This is a genomic window from Streptomyces sp. NPDC104096 (assembly GCF_055584385.1).
Map to the genome: position 1 here is coordinate 1 of NZ_JBVJMD010000035.1, position 19895 is coordinate 19895.

Here is a 19895-nt window from a genome sequence, read left to right on the forward strand (position 1 = left end):
CAGACCGACCTCGTGCCCCTCGTCGACCATGCGCTGGACCAGGTCCGGGTAGCGGGAGGCCATGGTGCCGGTGACGAAGAACACGGCGTGCGCGTCGTGCTTCTTGAGGATGTCGAGGACCCTCGGCGTCCACTTCGGGTCGGGGCCGTCGTCGAAGGTGAGGACGATGCGGTGGTCGGGCAGGTGCAGGCTGGTCTCCTTGCCGCCGCGGGTGTCGATCACCGGCCCGCCGTCGAGGATCTTCTGCGGCACCTTGTCGGTGGACGCCTCGGGCCGTACCCGGAAGTCGGCGAGGATCTCGCTGTGCACATAGCCGCGCAGCATCAGCATGGCGAGCATCGCGCACAGGAACAGGAGCGGGAGCAGGCTGCGCAGCGGCAGCCGTCGCCGGCCGGCCGCCCGTTTCGCGGAGCGGCGGTTGGAACGGGATGCCATCAGAGGACGTTCTCCGTGTGCGAGGACGGGTGCGAGGAGGCGCCGGCGGCGCCCGACCGGACCGGGACCGGCTCCGGGGCCGCTTCCGCCACCGGGTGCGACCCGCTGTCCGGGCTCGCCGGAGGCGTGGGCGTGGGCGAGCCGTCGCCCGGCGAGGACGGGGACGGGGACGAGGCGACCGGCGCCGACGACTCCGCCACCGGGCCCTTGGAACTCGCGCTGGGGCTGGGCTTCGCGGAGGCGCTGGCCGACGGCCGGGGATCGGCGGAGGCGCTCGGGCTGCCGCTGCGGCCGGACGCGCTGGGCTTCGGGCTGGTGCCCGAGGTGGCGGTCGCACCGCCGGGCGAGGTCACGCCCGGTACCGGGGCGCCGGGGCCGGCGTGCGTCGGGCGGGACGTGGCGCTGGGCGCCGGGGAGGTGTCGACCTGGCCGGCGGGCTTGTCGTCGTCCTGGCCCGGGACCGGGACCGGGAGCCAGGGCGCGGTGGAATTGCCCGACAGCAGGGTGACGACGATGACGGCGGCGTAGGCCGCGCAGGCGAGCCCCGCGGCGATGCCGATCCGTCGGAAGGTGCGGCTGCGCCGCCCCGACTCGTCCACGAACACCGGCGCCTCGGAGGGCTCCGGTCCGCTGTCCTTGGCGGCCCGCGCGAGCCTCTCGCCGAACTGGACGGCGTCCATCTGGACCGTCACCTCGTCCGGATCGTGCTCGTTCCCGTGCTCCGCCGCCGTCGCCCCGGACTCGCTCCAGGGGTCGCGGACGGCGGGCGGCGTGGCGCCGCCCGCCGACAGGATCTCGGCCCCGGACCGTGAGCCGGGGCCCGGTCCGGTGTCGGGTCCGGTCGCGGCTGTCGCGATCCGGGCACGGCCGCCGTGACGGCCGGCCCGCCGGGCACCGGGCGCCTGGCCGGTTCCTTCCGAGGACGGGCCGGTTCGTTCCGGAGTCGCCCTGGTTCTGCCGGTTCCTGAAAGGCTCTGAGCGTTCTCCCCCGTCGACTGATGGTCCTGGCTCAGCGATGCGCCGGCAGGCCATTCCGGTTGGGCGTCTTTTCGCCACTTCTTCACGTGCGCACTTCCCCCCACGGGACAGTTCCGGAAGCGCGTACGAAGCCGAGCACCCGCCGCCGAACCGGGCCCCCACCCGATTCGAACGCGCCCCATTACCACACCGTGCTCAGACCCTCGAATGTAGCGCACAGGCGTGATCCATGTGCGCAGCGTGTCAGGTGTGGGCCCCAATCGTATCTTCGTCAATGGCCGGAACCCATCCGTCAGTTGGTCGGCTCAGCCAGCTCTCCCGGGCCGCGAGCTCGTCCGCGGCCCGCCGAAGAGCGTCAAATCCCGGATGGACCAGCCCCTTTCGCCATACGAGCGACACGGGCGACAAGGGGACCGGATCGACGAGCGGCCGCAGCACCGTCCCAGGCATGGCCGGAAAGCCCACTACGGCGAGAATGGGGTTTCGCAACTTCGCCATGATCCGCTGGAACTCCTCGTCCCCCACCGCGAGGGGTACGGGAGCCGCGATCGCGACGCCCCGGCATTCGAACAGACGGTGTGCGAGGTCCGTCCACTCCGTCGTCCGCGGGTTGCCCGCACCGGCGTACACCGTCTCGCCCGCCAGCTCGGCCAGCGGCACCTCCGCCAGCGCCGCCAGCCGGTGGTCCTCGGGCAGCACGACCGCCATCGGCTCGTACCGCACGAGTCGGTGTTCCAGCCGGGACCGCAGCGCCGGGTCGAGGCCGGCGAACCGCCCGAACGAGACATCGAGCCGTCCGGCCACCATCTCCCCGGCCGCCCCGGCGAGACCGCTCTCGTAGCGGGCCATCAACTCCAGTTCGGGGGCGAGTTCACGGGCTCGGTACAGCACCCGGCGCGCGGTGGGCTGGTCCGGGAAGTTGAGGTCCACCAGCAGCGGCCGGGCCTGCCCGAAGACGCCGAACAGGTCGTCCTGCGCCTGGAGCACCCGGCGCGCCAGCGGCACCAGCCGCTCGCCGTCGCCGGTCAGCGTCACCTGCCGGGTGGTGCGCACCAGCAGCTCGGCCCCCAACTCCCGCTCCAGCCTGCGCACGTCGCGGCTGAGCGCCTGCTGGGCGACGTAGAGTCGGGCCGCGGCACGGGTGAAGTGCAGTTCCTCGGCGACGGCGAGGAACGCGCGCAGGAGCCTGGGGTCGAGGTGTCGGGGAGCGGGCATCCGGTGAACTTACAACAGGAGTGCGTGAATCGGCCCACGGAAGGTGTTGGACCCGTCGGCGGGGTCGGCGCCACCGTTGATCCATGCCGCAGCCCAGCCCCCGCGACACCCCCGGCGGGGTTCCGCTCTGGACCGTCACCGCCGACGCCGTCGTCGCCGTCGACTTCGCCTCCCGCCGCCGCGTCCGCCCGCCCGGCCCCTACCGCAGGCTCTTCGCCCGTCCCGGCACCCGCGCGTTCACCGCCGGGAACCTGATCGCCCGGCTGCCGATGGGCATGTTCAGCGTGAGCGCGGTCGTGATGATCGCGGGCACCCGGGGCTCGTACGCCCTCGCCGGCGCCGTCACCGCGACCGGGCTCGCCGCGACCGCGCTGGTCGCCCCCTGGATCGCCCGGCTCGTGGACCGGCACGGCCAGGCCCGGGTCGCCGTGCCAGCCGCGCTGTTCGCGGCCCTGGGTTCCCTGGCGCTGGTGCTGTGCGTACGCCGCGGCGCCCCGGACTGGACCCTGTTCGCCGCCTACGCGGCCACCGCGACGACCCCCAACACCGGCGGCATGTCGCGCGCCCGCTGGGCGCATCTGCTGGCGGACGCGCCCGAGGCGCTGCACACCGCGAACTCCTTCGAGCAGGCCGCGGACGAGCTGTGCTTCATGCTCGGCCCGGTCCTCGCGGCCTTCCTGTGCGGGACCCTCTTCCCGGAGGCGGGGACGCTGACCGGGGCGGCGCTGCTGGTGACCGGGGTGCTCGCCTTCGCCGCCCAGCGTTCCACCCAGCCGCCGCCGCAGCGCACCCCCACGGCCCGGTCCCCGCTGCGCGCCGCCGGTATGCCCCCGCTGCTGGCGGTGTGCCTGGCCACGGGCGCGGTGTTCGGCGCGACGGAGGTCGTCACGATCGCGTTCGCGGACGCGCACGGGCACCGCGCGGCGGCGGGCGTGGTGCTCGCCCTCCAGGCGGCCGGTTCGTGCGTGGCGGGGCTGGTGTACGGGGCGCTGGAGCCGTCCGGGCCCGCCGAGTGGCGGCACCCCTGGTGCCTGGCCGCCATGACGGCGATGCTGACGCTCCCGCTGCTCGCGGCGACCCTGACCGGATCGCCCGCGCTGCTGGCGCTGGCGCTGTTCGCCGCCGGGACGGCCACCGCCCCCACGATGATCACCACGATGGCGCTGGTGCAGGAACGCACCCCCGAGGGCCGCCTCAACGAGGGCATGACGCTCGCGGTGACCGGTCTGCTCGGCGGTATCGCCTGCGGCAGCGCGGCCGGCGGCTGGATGTCCGAACACGCCGCCCCGGCCGCCGGGTTCGGGGTTCCGGTCACCGCGGCCGCGGTGGCCCTGCTGATCTCCCTCGCGCACCAGACCTTCGGCGAGTGACACCCGGGACCCGCCGCGGACCCGCACCGGGTCCGCGGCGGATCCGCGGCGGGCAATTCCCGCGCACCCCATTGACGTGTCCACAGCCGCCACCTACCTTCCCCCGTCGAAGCGCTTCGACGTCACGCATCGAATCGATTCGACGGTTCCTCGCGTGACACCCCCGATTTCCATCCGACTCCCCAGGAGACACGGGATGTTGACGACACGAAGGCGTGTGGTGGCGAGTGCGGTGATCCTGGCCGGATCGCTGCTCCTGACCTCCTGCGGCAGCTCCGACGACGGCTCGTCGGGCGACGGCAAGACCCTGAAGCTGTGGCACTACGAGGCCCCGAACAGCGCGATGGGCGCCGCCTGGAACGAGGCCGTCAAGGAGTTCGAGGCCTCGCATCCGGGCGTGAAGGTGAAGTACGAGGAGAAGAGCTTCGAACAGATCCAGAAGACCGCCCAGATGGTCCTGAACTCCTCCGACGCACCCGACCTCATGGAGTACAACAAGGGCAACGCGACGGCGGGCCTGCTGTCCAAGCAGGGCCTGCTCACCGACCTGAGCACCGAAGTGGCGAAGCACGGCTGGGACAAGAAGCTCAGCGCGGGCGTCGCCACCACCAGCCGGTACGACGCCCAGGGCGTCATGGGCTCCGGCAAGTGGTACGGCGTGCCCAACTACGCCGAGTACACGATGGTGTTCTACAACAAGGACCTGTTCGCCAAGTACAAGCTCGCCGAGCCCAAGTCGGTCGACGAACTGACCGCCGCGATGGACGTGTTCGTCAAGAACAAGGTGACCCCGCTCGCGAACGCCGGCGCCGAGTACCTCGCCCAGCAGTACCTGTACCAGCTCGCCCTGTCCCAGGCCGACCGCTCCTGGGTCGACTCCTACGAGCTGTACAAGGGCGAGACCGACTTCCACGACCAGGCCTGGACCTACGCGGCGACCACCTTCGCCGACTGGGTGAAGAAGGGCTACATCGCCAAGACGTCCAGCGGCACCAAGGCCGAGGAGGCGGGCGTCTCCTTCATCCAGGGCAGGGCGCCGATCCTGTTCTCCGGGAGCTGGTGGTACGGCCGGTTCCAGGACGAGGCCAAGTTCGACTGGGGCAGTTTCCTGTGGCCCGGTTCGAACCTGACCCTCGGCTCCGGCGGAAACCTGTGGGTGGTCCCCAAGAACGCCAAGAACAAGGAGCTCGCCTACGACTTCATCGACATCACCATGTCGAAGAAGATCCAGAACCTGCTCGGCAACAAGGGCGGCGTCCCGGTGGCCGCCGACGCGAGCGCGGTGACCGACCCGAAGTCGCAGCAGCTCATCACCAACTTCAACACCCTGTCGGGGCGGGACGGCCTGGCCTTCTACCCGGACTGGCCGGTGCCCGGGTTCTACGACGTGCTGGTCTCCGAGACCCAGAAGCTGATCACGGGCAGCGAGGCGCCGGACGCCTACCTCGACGCCCTCCAGAAGGCGTACGACAACGGCGTGCCGAAGAAATGACGGTCACCGTCGAACGGAGCGCGCGGGTGGCCGGTCCGGGCGGACGCCCCCGGCCCCCGCGCCGCCCCCGTGACTCCTACGCGCTGTTCCTCGTCCCGGGCGCGCTCGCCTTCCTCGCGGTCGTCGTCGTGCCGTTCCTGATGAACACCGGGGTCAGCTTCACCGACTGGCAGGGGGTGGGCGGCCCCACCTGGTCCGGGCTCGCCAACTACCGCGAACTGCTGGACGACACCGAGTTCTGGGCGTCGTTCCGGCACAGCCTGTTCATGGTCCTCGCCATGGCGGTCCTGCCGACCGGGCTCGGACTCGTCCTGGCCGCCGCCCTGTTCGACTACGTCGGCAAGCATTTCGGCAGCCGGGTCGCCGCGGTGCTGCGCGCCTGCTTCTACCTGCCGCAGGTGCTGCCGATCGCGGTCGCGGGCATCGTCTGGAGCTGGATCCTCGCCCCCGACAACGGCTCGCTCAACGCCCTGCTGAAGGCCGTCGGCCTCGGCTCCTGGCAGCAGGACTGGCTCGGCGACCCCGACCTCGCGCTCTACAGCGTGATGGGGGTCATGGTGTGGGTGCAGCTCGGCTTCCCGCTGGTGGTCTTCATGGCCGGGCTGCAACGCGTCGACCCGGAGCTGTACGAGGCCGCCGAGCTGGACGGCGCCGGCTGGTGGCGCCGCTTCCGGCACATCACGCTGCCGCAGATCCGCCCCGAGACGTACATCGTGCTGACCTGGTGCTCGATCGCCGCGCTCAAGGTGTTCGGCGCGGTGTACGTGCTCACCAAGGGCGGTCCTGGCGGCGCGACCGACGTCCCGTCGTACTTCTCCTTCACCACGTTCTTCGAGAAGACCCAGGTGGGCTACGGCGCCGCGATCTCCACCGTGCTCACCGTGATCATCCTCGCCCTCTCGCTGGTCGGGCTGAAGCTCCAGACCCGTGCGGAGGACGCGGAGGAAGGGGTGCGGACATGACCGCCCTGCGCCGTTACCCGGTCCTCGTGGCCCTGTGCCTGGCCGCCCTGTTCATGGTCGTGCCGTTCCTCGTCGTCGCGCTCAACGCCGTGAAGTCGCCGACGGAGTACTCCCAGAACGGCCCCCTGAGCCTGCCCGACGGCCTCTACCTGGACGGCCTGAAGGACTTCTGGGAACGCGTCGACTACAGCCAGAAACTCGTCAACTCGGTGCTGATCAGCGGGTCCGTGGCCGTGGGAGCGGCCGCTCTGTCGGTGCTGAACGCGTACGCGATCGGCATCGGCCGGATCAAGGGCCGCACCTGGGTGCTGGCCTTCTTCGTCCTGGCCAACATGCTGCCGCAGGAGGCGCTGGTCTACCCGGTGTACTACCTCAGCAAGCAGGCCGGCCTGTACGACACCCGGCTGAGCGTGATCATCGTCTTCACGGTGATCCAGGCGGCGTTCGGCACCTATCTGCTCTCGTCCGTCCTCGGCCGGTTCCCGCGCGAGATCATCGAGGCGGCCCGGATCGACGGCGCGAGCAGGTGGCAGGTGCTGTGGCGGATCGTCGTCCCGGTCAGCCGCCCCACCATCGGCGTGCTCCTGGTCTTCTTCTTCATCTGGACCTGGAACGAGTTCCTGCTCCCCCTGGTGATGCTGATCTCCAACGACAACCAGACCGTCTCGGTGGCCCTCGGCGTCCTCCAGGGCCAGCGTCTGATGGACGCCACCATGACCAACGCGGCGGCGCTGCTGGGCGTGCTGCCCGCGATCGTGTTCTTCCTCGTCTTCCAGCGGACCCTCACCCGCGGCATCGCCGTGGGTGCCGTCAAGTAAGGACCCCCACGTGAAGTTCACCGACGGTTACTGGCTGCTGCGCGAGGGCGTCACCGCGGCCCACCCGGTCGAGGTCCTCGATGTCACCGCCACCGCGGGCACCCCCTCCGGGGACGGCACCCTGGAGATCCACGCGCCCACCCAGCCCATCCGCCACCGCGGCGACCTGCTGAAGGGACCGGTCGTGACGATCAGCGCGCACGCGCCGCTGCCCGACGTCATCGGCGTCACCCTCACCCACTTCGAGGGCGAGCAGCCGCGCGGACCGCGGTTCGAGGTGAGCAGGGAGGAGTTCAGCCCCCAGATCACCCACGACGACGAGCACGCGGCCCTGACCTCCGGCGCGCTCACCCTGCGGGTGGCCCGCACCGGCCCCTGGCGCGTCGACTTCCTCGCCCACGGCCGGGCGCTCACCGGCAGCGGCCCCAAGGGCATGGGCATCATGCGGGACGCGACGGGCGCCCACTACCTGCGCGAACAGCTCGGACTCGGGGTCGGCACCAGCGTCTACGGCCTCGGCGAACGGTTCGGCCCGCTCGTCAAGAACGGCCAGGTCGTCGACATCTGGAACGCCGACGGCGGCACCGCCACCGAACAGGCCTACAAGAACGTCCCGTTCTACCTGACGAACGCGGGCTACGGCGTCTTCGTCGACCACCCGGGCAAGGTGTCCTTCGAGGTCGGCTCGGAGTCGGTGTCCCGGGTCCAGTTCAGCGTGGAGTCCCAGCAGTTGACGTACTACGTCATCTACGGTCCGACCCCGAAGGACATCCTGCGCAAGTACACCGCCCTGACCGGGCGCCCGGCCCTGCCGCCGGCCTGGTCGTTCGGGCTGTGGCTGTCGACGTCGTTCACCACCTCCTACGACGAGGAGACGGTGACCAAGTTCATCGAGGGCATGCGGGACCGCGAACTGCCCCTGTCCGTCTTCCACTTCGACTGCTTCTGGATGCGCGAGTTCAACTGGTGCGACTTCCGGTGGGATCCCCGGGTGTTCCCCGACCCGGAGGGCATGCTGGCCCGGCTGAAGGAACGCGGACTGCGCATCAGCGCCTGGATCAACCCCTACATCGCCCAGCGCTCACCGCTGTTCGCCGAGGGCAGGGCGCTCGGGCACCTGCTGCGACGGCCCGACGGCAGCGTGTGGCAGTGGGACCTGTGGCAGCCGGGCATGGCGCTGGTCGACTTCACCAGCCCGGCGGCCCGCGACTGGTACGCGCAGAAGCTGAGGGCACTGCTCGACCAGGGCGTCGACTGCTTCAAGACCGACTTCGGCGAACGCGTCCCGGTCGACGTGGCCTGGTCCGACGGCTCCGACCCGGAGCGGATGCACAACTACTACCCGTACCTCTACAACCGGACCGTGTTCGACGTGCTGCGCGAGCACCGCGGCGAGGGCGAGGCGGTCGTCTTCGCCCGCTCGGCCACGGCGGGCGGCCAGCAGTTCCCGGTGCACTGGGGCGGCGACTGCGAGGCGTCGTACGAGTCGATGGCCGAGTCGCTGCGCGGCGGGCTGTCGCTCGGGCTGTCCGGGTTCGGGTACTGGAGCCACGACATCGGCGGCTTCGAGGGGACGCCGTCCCCCGCGCTGTTCAAACGGTGGATCGCCTTCGGTCTGCTGTCCTCGCACAGCCGGCTGCACGGCAGTTCCTCCTACCGGGTGCCGTGGCTGTTCGACGAGGAGTCGGTGGACGTGCTGCGCCGGTTCACCCGGCTCAAGCTCGCCCTCATGCCCTACCTGTACGACGCGGCCCGCACCGCGCACACCGAGGGCACGCCGGTGATGCGGGCGATGGCGCTGGAGTTCCCGGACGACCCCGGGTGCGCCCATCTGGAGCGGCAGTACATGCTCGGCCCGGACCTCCTGGTCGCGCCCGTCTTCAGCGACGAGGGCGACGTCACCTACTACGTCCCCGAGGGCGACTGGACCGACTTCCTCACCGGGCGGACGGTGACCGGGCCGCGCTGGGTGCGCGAGCGGCACGGCTTCGACAGCGTCCCGCTGCTGGTGCGGCCGGGGGCGGTGATCCCGGTGGGCGCGGTGGCCGACCGGCCCGACTACGACTTCGCCGACGGGGTCACCCTGCGGGCGTACGGGCTGCGGCGCGGCGCCCGGGTGACGGTACGGGCCGGGGACGCGACCTTCACGGTCGTACGGGAGGGCGACACCCTGCGGGCGTCCTGCGAGGACCCCTCGGCGCCGTGGGGCCTGGCGGCCGGCGAGCGGGAGGTACGGGCACCGGCCGGGGCCGGGTTCCTGACGGTGGAGCTGGACTGATGGCATCCGGACTGATGACATCTGGTCCGATGGCGGCCGGGCCGACGGTGACCGGACCGATGACGGCTGGACCGACGCGGGAGCTGGGTCGATGGTGAAGATCACTGATGTGGCCCGGCACGCCGGAGTCTCCCCCAGCACCGTCTCGTACGCGCTCAGCGGCAAGCGGCCGATCTCCGAGGAGACCCGGCAGCGGGTGGAGGCGTCCATCCGCGAACTCGGCTACCGCCCGCACGCCGGCGCCCGCGCGCTGGCCAGCAGCCGGTCGAACGTCCTGGCGCTGGTGGTCCCGCTGCGCACCGGCATGCATGTGCCGGTGGTCATGCAGTTCGCGGTGTCGGTGGTGACCACCGCCCGCCGGCACGACCACGACGTCCTGCTGCTGACCCAGGAGGAGGGCGAGGAGGGGCTGCGCAGGGTCGCGGACACGGCGCTGGTGGACGCGCTGATCCTGATGGACGTCCAGCTCGACGACCCCCGGCTGCCGCTGCTGCGCTCCCTGGACCGCCCCTCGGTCATGATCGGCTTCCCGGCCGAGGCCGACGGGCTGACCTGCATAGACCTCGACTTCAAGGCGGCCGGCGAGCTGTGCGTGGAACATCTGGCGCAGCTCGGGCACCGGGTGGTGGCGCTGGTCGGGTCGCCGCCGGAGGTGTACGTGCGGCAGACGGCGTTCGCGCAGCGCGTGGTCCAGGGGTTCACCGCGGCCGCCGACCGGAACGGGCTCGCCTCGGCCGTCCACCCGTGCGAGGCCGCGCCCGCCGCGGCCCGCCGGGTCGCGGAACAGCTGCTGCGCGAGCAGCCCGCACTGACGGGGGTCGTCGTCCACAACGAGGCGGTCCTCGAACCGCTGGTCGACGCCTTCGAGCAGCTCGGACTGCGGGTCCCGGGTGATCTGTCCGTCACCGCGATCTGCCCCGACGAGCTCGCGGAGTCCCTGCGGGTGCCCGTCACCTCCATCGCCCTGCCGTCGGCGGAGGTGGGCGAGCGGGCGGTGGAACTGCTGATGCGCAAGCTGGCCGGGGACGCCGTACCCGAGGCCACGCTGCTGCCGCCCCGGCTGACCCGGCGGGCGAGCACGGCGCCGCGCGACACCCCCTGATCCCACCCCCCGTTGCCACCCCCTTGTGCAAGGCCCTGATCGAACCTTCGAAGGAGCCGCGACATGAAAGGCACGAAGAGAAGACGCAGGACCACGCTGGTGGTCGCCCTGGCCCTGGTCGCGGGCCTCGGCGCCACCGTCCCCGGCCACGCGGCCGACGACCCGGCGTACCCGTTCCGCGACCCCGGCCGCTCGGTGGACGCCCGGGTCACCGACCTGCTGTCCCGGCTGACGCTCGACGAGAAGATCTCCCTGCTGCACCAGTACGAGCCCGCGATCCCCCGGCTGGGCATCCAGTCCTTCCGCACCGGCACCGAGGCCCTGCACGGCGTCGCCTGGCTGGGCAGAGCCACCGTCTTCCCGCAGGCGATCGGACTGGCCTCGACCTGGGACCCCGCGCTGATGGAGCGGGTCGGCTCGGCGGTCGGCGACGAGGCGCGCGGCTTCCAGCAGCAGCGCCCGGCCGGCTGGGGCCTGAACCTGTGGGCGCCCGTGGTCAACCTGCTGCGCGACCCGCGCTGGGGCCGCAACGAGGAGGGCTACAGCGAGGACCCGTACCTCACCGGCTCGATCTCCACGGCGTACGGCACCGGGCTGACCGGCGGCGATCCGGACCATCTCAAGACGGCGCCCACGCTGAAGCACTTCCTCGCGAACAACAACGAGTACCGGCGCGACACCACGTCCTCCGAGCTGCGCCCACGGGTGCTGAAGGAGTACGACGAGCAGGCGTTCGAGCCCGCGATCGCGGCGGACGCGGCCACCGGTGTGATGTCCTCGTACAACCTCGTCAACGGCCGCCCGGACACGGTGAGTCCGCTGCTCGACGACACCGTGCGCGGCTGGACCTCGCGGGACCTGCTGAACGTGACCGACGCCTTCGCGCCCGGCAACCTCACCGGCAGCCAGCAGTACTTCGCCACCCAGGCCGAGGCGGACGCGGCGGCGCTGACCGCGGGCATCGACAGCTTCACCGACAACGACACCGACTCCGCGCCGACCACGAACGCGATCAAGTCGGCGCTGTCCACAGGCCTGTTGAAGGAGTCGGACGTCGACACCGCCGCCCGGCACGTGCTCGCCGTCCGGGTCCGGCTCGGCGAGTTCGACCCCGGCGGCGGCCGGTACGGCGCCATCGACGCCTCCGTCATCGACAGCCCGGCCCACCGCGCGCTGGCCCGCGAGGCCGCCACCGAGTCCGCGGTGCTGCTGAAGAACGACGGCACGCTGCCCCTGCGCAGGTCCGCGAGCGCCGCCGTGGTCGGCCCGCTCGCCGACACCGTCTACACCGACTGGTACTCCGGCACACCGCCGTACACGGTCACCCCGAAGCAGGGCATCGCGGCGAAGCTCGGCACGCCGGTCGCGAGCAGCGAGGGCGTGGACCGGATCGCGCTGAAGGACACGGCGACCGGGAAGTACGTCACGGCGGGCACGGACGATGCGGGCGCGCCCCTGAAGGAGACCGCGGACTCCGGCACCTCCGCCCAGTTCGACGTGTTCGACTGGGGCTCGGGCGTCGTCACCCTGCGCTCGGCCGCCAACGGCAAGTACGTCGGCTACAACTGGTCGAACTTCGTCAACGACCAGGCACAGCCCAACGGCTGGTTCGTACAGCAGCAGTTCAGGCTGGAGCAGCAGGACGACGGCACGTACCTGCTGCGCTACGCGGGCTACGAGACCGGCGAGTCCTGGTGGTCGAACCCGGTCTACCTCGGCCCGACGGACGCGGCCGGCACCCTCGGCCTGGTGACGAAGGAGGCGGCCGCGCACTACACCAAGGACGTCGTCCGCAGCGGTGTGGACGAGGCCGTGGCCGCGGTCAGGGGCAAGGACACGGCCGTGGTGGTGGTCGGCTCCATGCCCGCGATCAACGGGCGCGAGGCCCACGACCGCACCGACCTGGGCCTGGCCCCCGCCCAGGAGGCCCTGGTCAAGGCGGTACGCGCGGCCAACCCGAGGACGGTGGTCGTGGTCGAGAACAGCTATCCGACCACGCTGGGCGCGTTGCAGAAGCAGGTCCCGGCCCTGTTGTGGACCTCCCACGCGGGCCAGGAGACCGGCAACGCCCTCGCCGACCTGCTCTACGGCGACGCGAACCCGGCCGGCCGGCTGACCCAGACCTGGTACGGGTCGGCGGCCGACCTCCCGTCGATCCTCGACTACGACATCATCAAGTCCGGCCGCACCTACCAGTACTTCAAGGGACAGGCCCTCTACCCCTTCGGCTACGGCCTCTCCTACACCACGTTCCGCTACGGCGCCCTGAAGCAGGTGCCCGGCGGCTACGAGGTGAGCGTCACCAACACCGGCAGCCGGACGGGCGCCGAGGTGGTCCAGCTCTACGTCCACCAGCGCACGTCCCGCGACGAGCAGCCGTTGAGGCAACTGAAGTCGTTCGGCCGGGTGACGCTGAAGCCGGGCGAGACGAGGACCGTGCGGCTGAAGCTACGGACCTCGGACCTGGCCCACTGGGACGTCACCCGCTCCAAGTGGGTCACGGAGACGGGCACGTACGACGTCATGGCCGGATCCTCCTCGACGGACATCCGCGCCCGGGCCGCCTGGCGGGTGAAGGGCGAGACGATCCCGCCCCGGAACCTCTCCTCGCCGACCAGGGCGGAGAACTTCGACGACTACAGCGACCACGGCGCGATCAGCCTGGTCGACGAGTCGAAGGCGACCGGTACGGCGGTGTCGGCGACGGCGGACGGCGCCTGGCTGAAGTTCGCGGACACCCGACTGAGCGCGGGCGTCAAGCAGTTCAGCGCCCGACTCGCCGGTTCCCCCGGCACGGTGGAGATCCGCCTGGGCTCCCCGACGGGCCGCCTGGCCGGCACGGCCCGCTTCACCGGCACGTCGTCGCCGTACGACTACACGACGGTCACGGCGGACCTCGCGGCGACGGCGAAGGGTCGTACCGACGTGTACCTGGTGCTGTCGCAGGGGGTGCGGACGTCCACGTTCAGCCTGCGCTGAGCAGGAGAACAGCGCGGCCGGTGGAGCGGAGGCCGGTGATCACCGTCCCCTCTCCACCGGCCGCGCCCGGCATCCGCCTACAGCTGCCGGTCCCCCTGCCAGGTGACCGGGACCGGTCCGGCCGCAGCGGCGTTCGCCAGGCCGTTGTAGGTCACCCGGCGGTCCGGGCCGACCTCGTGGGCGACGCGTCGCGCCAGTTCCCTCCCCTCGCGGAAGAGCCGGTCCCATTCGGGGTCGTACTTGCCGTCCTCCCGGTCCCTCAGTTCCAGGTTCAGCGTGGTGTCGATGCCCTTCGCCCACGCGTACAGATCGGCGACGAGTTCGTCGGACAGGTCCAGCGCGGCAGCGGGGTCGTCGGGGAAGAAGTCCCCGAATCCTGCGGAGCGCAGCGGACCGTACTGGAACTCGCCCTCGACCGTGAGGTCGACCGGGTGCGGCGGGGTGCCGTGGCCGTCGCGCTCCCAGTGCAGGCGGTCGCAGCCCCAGCACAGCCACTTCACCGTCCGGTGCTGTTCGTCCCAGTAGCGCACCGACCACGACGGTCCGAGCCGCCTGGCCAGGCGCTGGGCGAGCTCCAGCCCCCGCTCGACGTGCTTGCGCAGGTCCGGGCGGGCGGTGAAGCCCTCCGCCGGGCGGGACAGCGACCAGGCGCGCAGCGCGTCCGCCAGATCCGCGGGGAGAGCCGTCCTGTCGTCGTCCAGCGGGATGCCACGGGTGAAGGCGCCGAGGTCGTCGTGGGCCCAGGAATCCTCCGGCTCGTACAACGGCGACGGCTCGCCTCCGGCCTGCACGAGCACATGCCGCGGTTCTGCGACGGTCATACGATATTTGCTCCGATCACGAATCCGTTGTCACCCACGCTAATGGCCACGCGCTGGACCTTGCCGTTGAAGACGACCTCGTAGATCGGCCTTCCGGCGCCCTGGGTGCCGACCCGTGTGCCCTCGGTCAGGGCCTTGCTCACGAAAGTCGGGATGTCCTCGATCCGGATCCCGGCGTTCGCGAACTCTCCCGCGTGCCGGAAGATGATGTGGATCAACCCCGCGTTGACGTTGCCCATCTCCAGCCAGGCGAGGTTCACGCCGGGCTTGGCGTACTCGATCACCCAGATCGTGTTCGCCTTGTCGAATTTCACGCCGGCGTTCTGGAGCTTCTCCAGCAGCTTGGGGTCGAGCGCACCACGGGCGATCTTGGCCCGGTCCGCCACGGCCTTCGCGATGCGCAGCCCCATGCCCGCCGCGCTCGTGGATTCGGCGATCGCCTGGGCGGCGCCTGCCTCACCGTAGATCTTCTTCAGGTCCGCGAGCACCTCCGCGGCCTTCTCGCCCGTCTTGATGGCGTCTTCCACCCGCACCGCGAGCTTGGCCGCCTCGGCGAGCTTGGTGGCCATCGACGGCGGGACGAACATCGCCGCGGCCCAGGCGCAACGGGACCCGTCGCCGTGGTAGCAGTCGCGGACATCCCCCAGCACGACCTCGTACAGGACCGCGCCGAGCTTCTCCCCGAAGAGGGCCTGCCAGCCGAGCCGGGTGATGTCACCCATGCTGAAGTGGTGGGTCCAGTTGTTCGTCTGGTCCTTGAGCGTCTCCGTCTTGAGGAAGACCGAGTCCGACTTCGGACAGCCGGCCTCGGTCGCGGGGACGTCCGGGTTGACGCAGTAGTAGTAGCTGACCGTGAGGTCGACGTGCAGCTCGTACGTCACCGTGCAGCCCTGGGGCACGTAGTCGCAGGGGTTGAGCTGCTTGGCGGGTGCCGTCTCGGTGACCTTGTCGACGATGTAGAAGACGCCGTCGATGCCGGTTCCGGAGCCCGACGAGACCTCCTTGTTCGCGTCCTTCCGTTCCGCCTCGTCCGCCGCCTGCTGGGCCGACTCGGCGTACTTCTGGGCGTCCTTGGCCGCCTCCTCCGCCGCGGTGGCCTCGGCGTCGGCGCGGTCGGCCGCCGCTCGGGCGTCCTTCGCCGACTGCTCCGCCTGCGCGGCTGCCGCGCGGGCGGCCGAGGCGTCCTGGGCCGCCTGGTCGGCGGAGGAACGGGCGTCCTTGGCGTAGCCCTCGGCGCGTCCGGCCGCCTTGTCGGCGGCGGCCGCGTCCTCGCCGGCCTGCTGGTCGTAGTCGATGGCACGGGCCAGCGAGAGCTGGGCGTCCGCCGCGGCCTTCGCCGCCTCGGACGCGTAACCCAGCGCCTCCTTCGCCGACTTACGGGCGTCCGCCGCGTGTCCGGCTGCCTCGGCCGCGAGTGTGTACGCCGCCTTCGCGTCGCCGGTCGCCGCGTCGGCGAGGGTCTGCGCCTGCTCGGCGTTCTTCTTCGCGTTGGCCGCGTGCGCCTCCGCGACCGCCTGCTGCTGCTCGGCGATCGTCTTCGACGACTGGCCCGTCAGGACGACGAGACCGGCGGCCGAGTCGGTGGTGACATAGGGCGAGCCGAGCTGGATCGCGTCGTTCGCCGGTGCGGCGACCTGCCGGGCGGAAGCGCCCGCGTCCTCCGCGGCCTGCGCGGTGGTGTAGGCGTGACCGGCGGCGTCGGCCGCACCCGCGACCGCCTTGGCGGCCTCCGCCTTCGACGCGTCGGCCTGCTTCTTGGCGTCGGCGGCGCTCTTCTCGGCGTCGTCGGCCAGCTTCACGGCCGTACGGGCGGCACCGGCGGCGGCCTCGGAGGCCACGATGGCGTCCGCGGCAGCGCTGGTCGCCGTGCGCACGGCGGCGTCCGCCTTCGCCTTGGCGGCCTGCGCCGCGTCCGAGTCGGAGCGGGCCCGCTTGGCCGCGGCCTCCGCGCGCGTCGCCGCGGCGTCCGCGTCGGCGGCCGCCTTGGTCGCCGCGTCCGCCTCGGAGCGGGCCGAACCCGCCGCCGCCTCCGCGTCGTCGGCGGCCTTGTCGGCGTCGTTCGCCGCCGCCCGTGACTCGGTGGCGTCGTCGGCCGAGTCGTGCGCCTCGGCGTAGGCGTCCTTGGCGTCGGCCTTGGCGCGGGCCGCGTTCGCCTTGCTCTCCGCGTCCCAGGCGTCGTCCCGCTTGTCCTTCGCCCGGTCCCGCGCGGCCTCGGCGTCCTGCCGCTTGGTGCGGGCAGTGCCCTCGGCGCCTTCCGCCCGGTCCTTGGCGTCGGCGGCGGTCTTCGCGTAGCCCTCGGCGTTGGACTTGTGCTGCGCGGCCTCCGCCTGCTTGGCCGCGGCGGTCTCCTTCTCCGCCTTCGCGGTGGCCTCCTCGGCCTCCGCCGCGAGCCGCTTGGCGTGCGCGGTGGCGGCCGCCGCCTTCGCGTCCGCCTCGGCCTTCAGCGTCTCGGCGAGCTTGGCCCGTGCGGTGTCCCGCGCGTCCTTGGCCGTCTTCGCCTGTACGACGGCCGCGTCGGCGGCGGCCTTTGCCTGGGCGTCGGCCTCCTGCGCGGCGGCCGTACGGAACGCGGCCTTCGACTGCGCGGCCTGCGTCAGCGCCCGCGCGGCGATCGTCTCGCTGTCCCCGGCTGCGGCACGGGTCGCCGCGTACGCGGTGTCACCGGCCTTCGACAGCGCGTCCAGGGCGGCCGCCGACGCCTTCGTCACCTGGGCCTTCTGCTGTCCGACCAGCAGACCGCGGCCCCGGGGGGCACCGGCCCGGTCGGCGATCGCGTAGGCGGCCTTCGTGGCGGTGTCCGTGTCGGTGGCGGACTTCTTCGCGGCAGCGGCCTGCGCCTTGATCAGGTCGAGCTGCTTCTTCGACTCGGCCTGCGCGTCGGCGACGCCCTTCTTCGCCCTGTCGAACTGCGCCTTGGTCGGGTAGTCCAGCCTGTCGGTGCCGTTGTGGCCCGACGGGACGATGTCGAACTTCTGCGGGTCGGTGCCCTTGCAGTCCCACATCCGCCCGTCATGGCTGTTGTCGTAGGTCGCGAGGTCGACGCAGTTGGCGGTGCCGGGGTTGTACAGCCGCGTGGTCGCGTGGGTGTTGTACGCCCACTTCTGGGAGGCGCTGCTGTTGCAGGTGTAGATCTGCAGCACCGTGCCGTTCGCGGTGCCGGAGCCCTTCACGTCCAGGCACTTGCCGGAGTTGACGTTGACCAGCGTGTCACCGCTGATCTGCCACTTCTGGCCGGCCGAGCCGTTGCAGGTGTAGATCTGCACCGGGGTTCCGTTGTCCTTCTTGCCGCCGCCGACCTCGAGGCACTTGTCGGTGGCGCCGTGCGCGTGGATCACCATCGGGCTGTCGCCGATCCAGCCGGCACCGCCCGCGGACCAGTAGTCCTGCCAGCGGGTCAGATGGTCGGCGATCCAGGACTGGCCCAGCATCTCGCCCAGCGCCGAGGCTCCGGCGGCCAGGGACTTGGTGGAGTCACGGTTGGCGTTGAGGATCTGGTTGCGCTGGGCGGTCTGGGCGGCGATCTCCTGCTGCCACTCGCCGGACGCGGCCGCGACCTCCTTGCCGAGGACCTTGTTCGGGTCGGCCGGAGTACGCCAGGCGCACGAGGCGAACCGGGTCTTCAGGTCCTCCACGGCCATGCGGTACTCGACGCTGCCCGGCTCGGGAGCCGTACGCGGGAAGCCGCCGGAGGAGAGGAAGACACGGGCGTTGTCGGCTCCGGTCGGCTCCAGGGACCAGTTCACCAGGCTGTCCCACGCCCGGTGTTCCTCGTAGTCCCGGCTCCACGTCGGGAGCGTCGCGTCCGGGTCCTTGCCGTAGAGCGGGGTGCCGAGGTCCTTGACCGCCTTGAGGGTCGCGTCGTCGGCGAGCGGGGTCGGGTCCTCGTAGTAGTCGCTCTCGCTCTTCCACCACCGCGCGCCCAGCCACGGGGTGATGCCCACCTGCGCGAAGAAGTCCTGGCCCCGGCCGGCCGTGCCCGGCGGATCGTTGAAGTCCGCGACGGTCTTGAAACCGCCGGGTGTGGGAAGCCCGGACAGCGGCTTCTGCCACTCCTTGAGCCGGCCATAGAGGTCGATCTTGTCGATGTCGTCGCGGTCCTTCTGGAACGCCGTGCTCAGCGGGGTGGTGTTCCAGTACTGCCGGTCGGCCGCCGTGTGGAGCTTGTCCGGGGTCTGGTTGAGGCCGTCCTGCGCGACGGAGTACATCGCGGGGCCGCCCATGCGCAGCACGTCGCTCATCAGGCACTCGTCCTGACGGAGCTGTTCGGCGGCCTTGGCGTCGAAGCCGTCGTAGCTGTCGGCCACCGGGCTGAAGTCGTCGTCCCGGTTGTGGGTCAGCTCCGGCTGCCCGGCGACCGTGGCCAGCACGGCGAGGGCGAGGACGGAGGGCACAAGTCGCGTGAGATACCCGGATTTTCGTGCCGGAGACATGACGAACCATGGTCTGGAGCGCAAAAGAGCATCCGTTCTTCGTGAAGGAAATGTTCTTCGTGAAGGAAGAGGGCAGGCCAGGGCGCCCGCTCGAAGAGGTGGAAGTGCCGTGCGCGGGTCAGGCGCAGGCGCGGCTCGATTGCTTCAGGAATCGCGGCATGACGACGTACCCCTCCCCGTGGCGACGGTGTTCCCCCGGTCGCCGATCGACGTACGCGACAGCGGAGTGGTCAGCTCCACCGAGCGCGCGGCGGCCAACTGGCCGAAGGCCAGCGGCATCTACCGAACGGTAACCACATGTGTGGCGTCTGTGAAGAGCGGGAAAACGGAGGCCCGGTTGCCCCGGATGTCCGACGACTTCGGACGGGCCGGGGAGCGCGGGGCGAACCCATGACGCGCTCGGGCGGCATATTGCCGATCAGTCGGCGCCGGACGAAGGCGCGCGGCGACATGACGAAGGCCCCGCCGCTCGAGAGCGGCAGGGCCTTCGTCCACATGGGATGAGTGGAGATGGCGGGAATCGAACCCGCGTCCAACGGTGCAAAATCAGGGCTTCTCCGTGTGCAGTTCGCTGCGCTTTTCTCGGCCCCGGCAATCACGCGAACAAGTCGCCGACGGGCCCAGTCACTGTTTGATTTCCCGCCCGACCCCGTGACCGGGCCGGACGGTTTAGTTCCCTAGATTATGCCAGGGTCCGGGTCGGGAACACCCCCGGGCTGACACCCATTAAGGGTCCTTCACTCACTACCTAATTAGGCAGCGAGGGCGAAGGACTGGGAATCGCTCTTAGAATTGGCGATTATTGGTTGCGACATATGGTTAACGAGATCATTGCCGCTTCCTCGACACGCTTCCCCTGCTTCAACAGCCGCTGTCGAAACCGATCATCCCCATGTTGTTTTTTCAATACCCTCGTGCGAGGGCCCCTCCGGGGAGGGTGCGCACCCGCTGTGAGGTGCAGTGCCATCGTACGTGACCAACGCGCACCGATGCCACTGTATTCCCCGCCGACGCA

General features: G+C 71.1%; 13 protein-coding genes and 1 other RNA gene. 7 read left to right on the forward strand and 7 right to left on the reverse strand.

The window, feature by feature from the left end; translation table 11 throughout:
- The 3 genes from ACZ60B_RS28640 to ACZ60B_RS28650 all read right to left on the reverse strand — a co-directional run.
- A partial coding sequence (locus tag ACZ60B_RS28640; RefSeq protein ID WP_469391866.1) for a polysaccharide deacetylase family protein occupies positions 1-435 on the reverse strand: 435 nt, incomplete at its 3' end.
- The gene (locus ACZ60B_RS28645) at positions 435-1115 is read right to left on the reverse strand and encodes a hypothetical protein (RefSeq protein ID WP_469391868.1); all 681 of its coding nucleotides are present in this window, start codon (positions 1113-1115) and stop codon (positions 435-437) included. The genes ACZ60B_RS28640 and ACZ60B_RS28645, both read right to left, overlap by 1 nt.
- 541 nt (positions 1116-1656) lie before the next feature.
- The gene (locus tag ACZ60B_RS28650; RefSeq protein WP_469391870.1) at positions 1657-2628 is read right to left on the reverse strand and encodes a LysR family transcriptional regulator; all 972 of its coding nucleotides are present in this window, start codon (positions 2626-2628) and stop codon (positions 1657-1659) included.
- Positions 2629-2711: 83 nt separating this feature from the next.
- Here ACZ60B_RS28650 and ACZ60B_RS28655 point away from each other — a divergent pair, with 83 nt between their 5' ends.
- The 7 genes from ACZ60B_RS28655 to ACZ60B_RS28685 all read left to right on the forward strand — a co-directional run bounded on the left by ACZ60B_RS28655 (position 2712) and on the right by ACZ60B_RS28685 (position 13629).
- Positions 2712-3998, forward strand: coding sequence for an MFS transporter (locus ACZ60B_RS28655; protein ID WP_469391872.1), 1287 nt, complete (start codon positions 2712-2714; stop codon positions 3996-3998).
- Between the two features lie 196 nt (positions 3999-4194).
- Positions 4195-5490, forward strand: coding sequence for an ABC transporter substrate-binding protein (locus tag ACZ60B_RS28660; protein WP_469391874.1), 1296 nt, complete (start codon positions 4195-4197; stop codon positions 5488-5490).
- A complete protein-coding gene (locus ACZ60B_RS28665) occupies positions 5487-6452 on the forward strand; it encodes a carbohydrate ABC transporter permease (protein WP_469391876.1) in 966 nt (321 codons plus the stop codon). The genes ACZ60B_RS28660 and ACZ60B_RS28665 overlap by 4 nt, the downstream gene beginning before the upstream one ends.
- Positions 6449-7270: a carbohydrate ABC transporter permease gene (locus tag ACZ60B_RS28670; protein ID WP_469391878.1), complete on the forward strand. Its 822-nt coding sequence runs from the start codon at positions 6449-6451 to the stop codon at positions 7268-7270. Before ACZ60B_RS28665 ends, ACZ60B_RS28670 begins: the two co-directional genes overlap by 4 nt.
- A gap of 10 nt (positions 7271-7280) precedes the next feature.
- Positions 7281-9548, forward strand: a complete 2268-nt coding sequence (yicI, locus tag ACZ60B_RS28675; protein WP_469391880.1) for an alpha-xylosidase — start codon at positions 7281-7283, stop codon at positions 9546-9548.
- A gap of 91 nt (positions 9549-9639) precedes the next feature.
- The gene (locus ACZ60B_RS28680) at positions 9640-10650 is read left to right on the forward strand and encodes a LacI family DNA-binding transcriptional regulator (protein WP_469391882.1); all 1011 of its coding nucleotides are present in this window, start codon (positions 9640-9642) and stop codon (positions 10648-10650) included.
- A gap of 63 nt (positions 10651-10713) precedes the next feature.
- Positions 10714-13629, forward strand: coding sequence for a glycoside hydrolase family 3 protein (locus tag ACZ60B_RS28685; protein ID WP_469391885.1), 2916 nt, complete (start codon positions 10714-10716; stop codon positions 13627-13629).
- A gap of 77 nt (positions 13630-13706) precedes the next feature.
- Here ACZ60B_RS28685 and ACZ60B_RS28690 read toward each other — a convergent pair whose 3' ends face one another.
- From ACZ60B_RS28690 to ssrA, 4 genes are all read right to left on the reverse strand, one after another.
- Positions 13707-14450 carry a hypothetical protein gene (locus ACZ60B_RS28690; RefSeq protein WP_469391887.1) on the reverse strand — a complete coding sequence of 248 codons (744 nt, stop codon included), beginning with the start codon at positions 14448-14450 and terminating at the stop codon, positions 13707-13709.
- Positions 14447-18880 carry an RICIN domain-containing protein gene (locus tag ACZ60B_RS28695; protein WP_469391889.1) on the reverse strand — a complete coding sequence of 1478 codons (4434 nt, stop codon included), beginning with the start codon at positions 18878-18880 and terminating at the stop codon, positions 14447-14449. The genes ACZ60B_RS28690 and ACZ60B_RS28695 overlap by 4 nt, the downstream gene beginning before the upstream one ends.
- 144 nt (positions 18881-19024) lie before the next feature.
- The gene (locus ACZ60B_RS28700; RefSeq protein WP_469391891.1) at positions 19025-19159 is read right to left on the reverse strand and encodes a hypothetical protein; all 135 of its coding nucleotides are present in this window, start codon (positions 19157-19159) and stop codon (positions 19025-19027) included.
- Between the two features lie 223 nt (positions 19160-19382).
- Positions 19383-19772: a transfer-messenger RNA gene (gene ssrA / locus ACZ60B_RS28705) on the reverse strand.
- Positions 19773-19895: the final 123 nt, after the last annotated feature.

Coding starts and splice junctions, on each gene's coding strand:
- ACZ60B_RS28645 (WP_469391868.1), bottom strand. CDS start 1,115: ATGGACGCCGTCCAGTTCGGCGAGAGGCTCGCGCGGGCCGCCAAGGAC.
- ACZ60B_RS28650 (WP_469391870.1), bottom strand. CDS start 2,628: ATGCCCGCTCCCCGACACCTCGACCCCAGGCTCCTGCGCGCGTTCCTC.
- ACZ60B_RS28655 (WP_469391872.1), top strand. CDS start 2,712: ATGCCGCAGCCCAGCCCCCGCGACACCCCCGGCGGGGTTCCGCTCTGG.
- ACZ60B_RS28660 (WP_469391874.1), top strand. CDS start 4,195: ATGTTGACGACACGAAGGCGTGTGGTGGCGAGTGCGGTGATCCTGGCC.
- ACZ60B_RS28665 (WP_469391876.1), top strand. CDS start 5,487: ATGACGGTCACCGTCGAACGGAGCGCGCGGGTGGCCGGTCCGGGCGGA.
- ACZ60B_RS28670 (WP_469391878.1), top strand. CDS start 6,449: ATGACCGCCCTGCGCCGTTACCCGGTCCTCGTGGCCCTGTGCCTGGCC.
- ACZ60B_RS28680 (WP_469391882.1), top strand. CDS start 9,640: ATGGTGAAGATCACTGATGTGGCCCGGCACGCCGGAGTCTCCCCCAGC.
- ACZ60B_RS28685 (WP_469391885.1), top strand. CDS start 10,714: ATGAAAGGCACGAAGAGAAGACGCAGGACCACGCTGGTGGTCGCCCTG.
- ACZ60B_RS28690 (WP_469391887.1), bottom strand. CDS start 14,450: ATGACCGTCGCAGAACCGCGGCATGTGCTCGTGCAGGCCGGAGGCGAG.
- ACZ60B_RS28695 (WP_469391889.1), bottom strand. CDS start 18,880: ATGTCTCCGGCACGAAAATCCGGGTATCTCACGCGACTTGTGCCCTCC.
- ACZ60B_RS28700 (WP_469391891.1), bottom strand. CDS start 19,159: ATGCCGCTGGCCTTCGGCCAGTTGGCCGCCGCGCGCTCGGTGGAGCTG.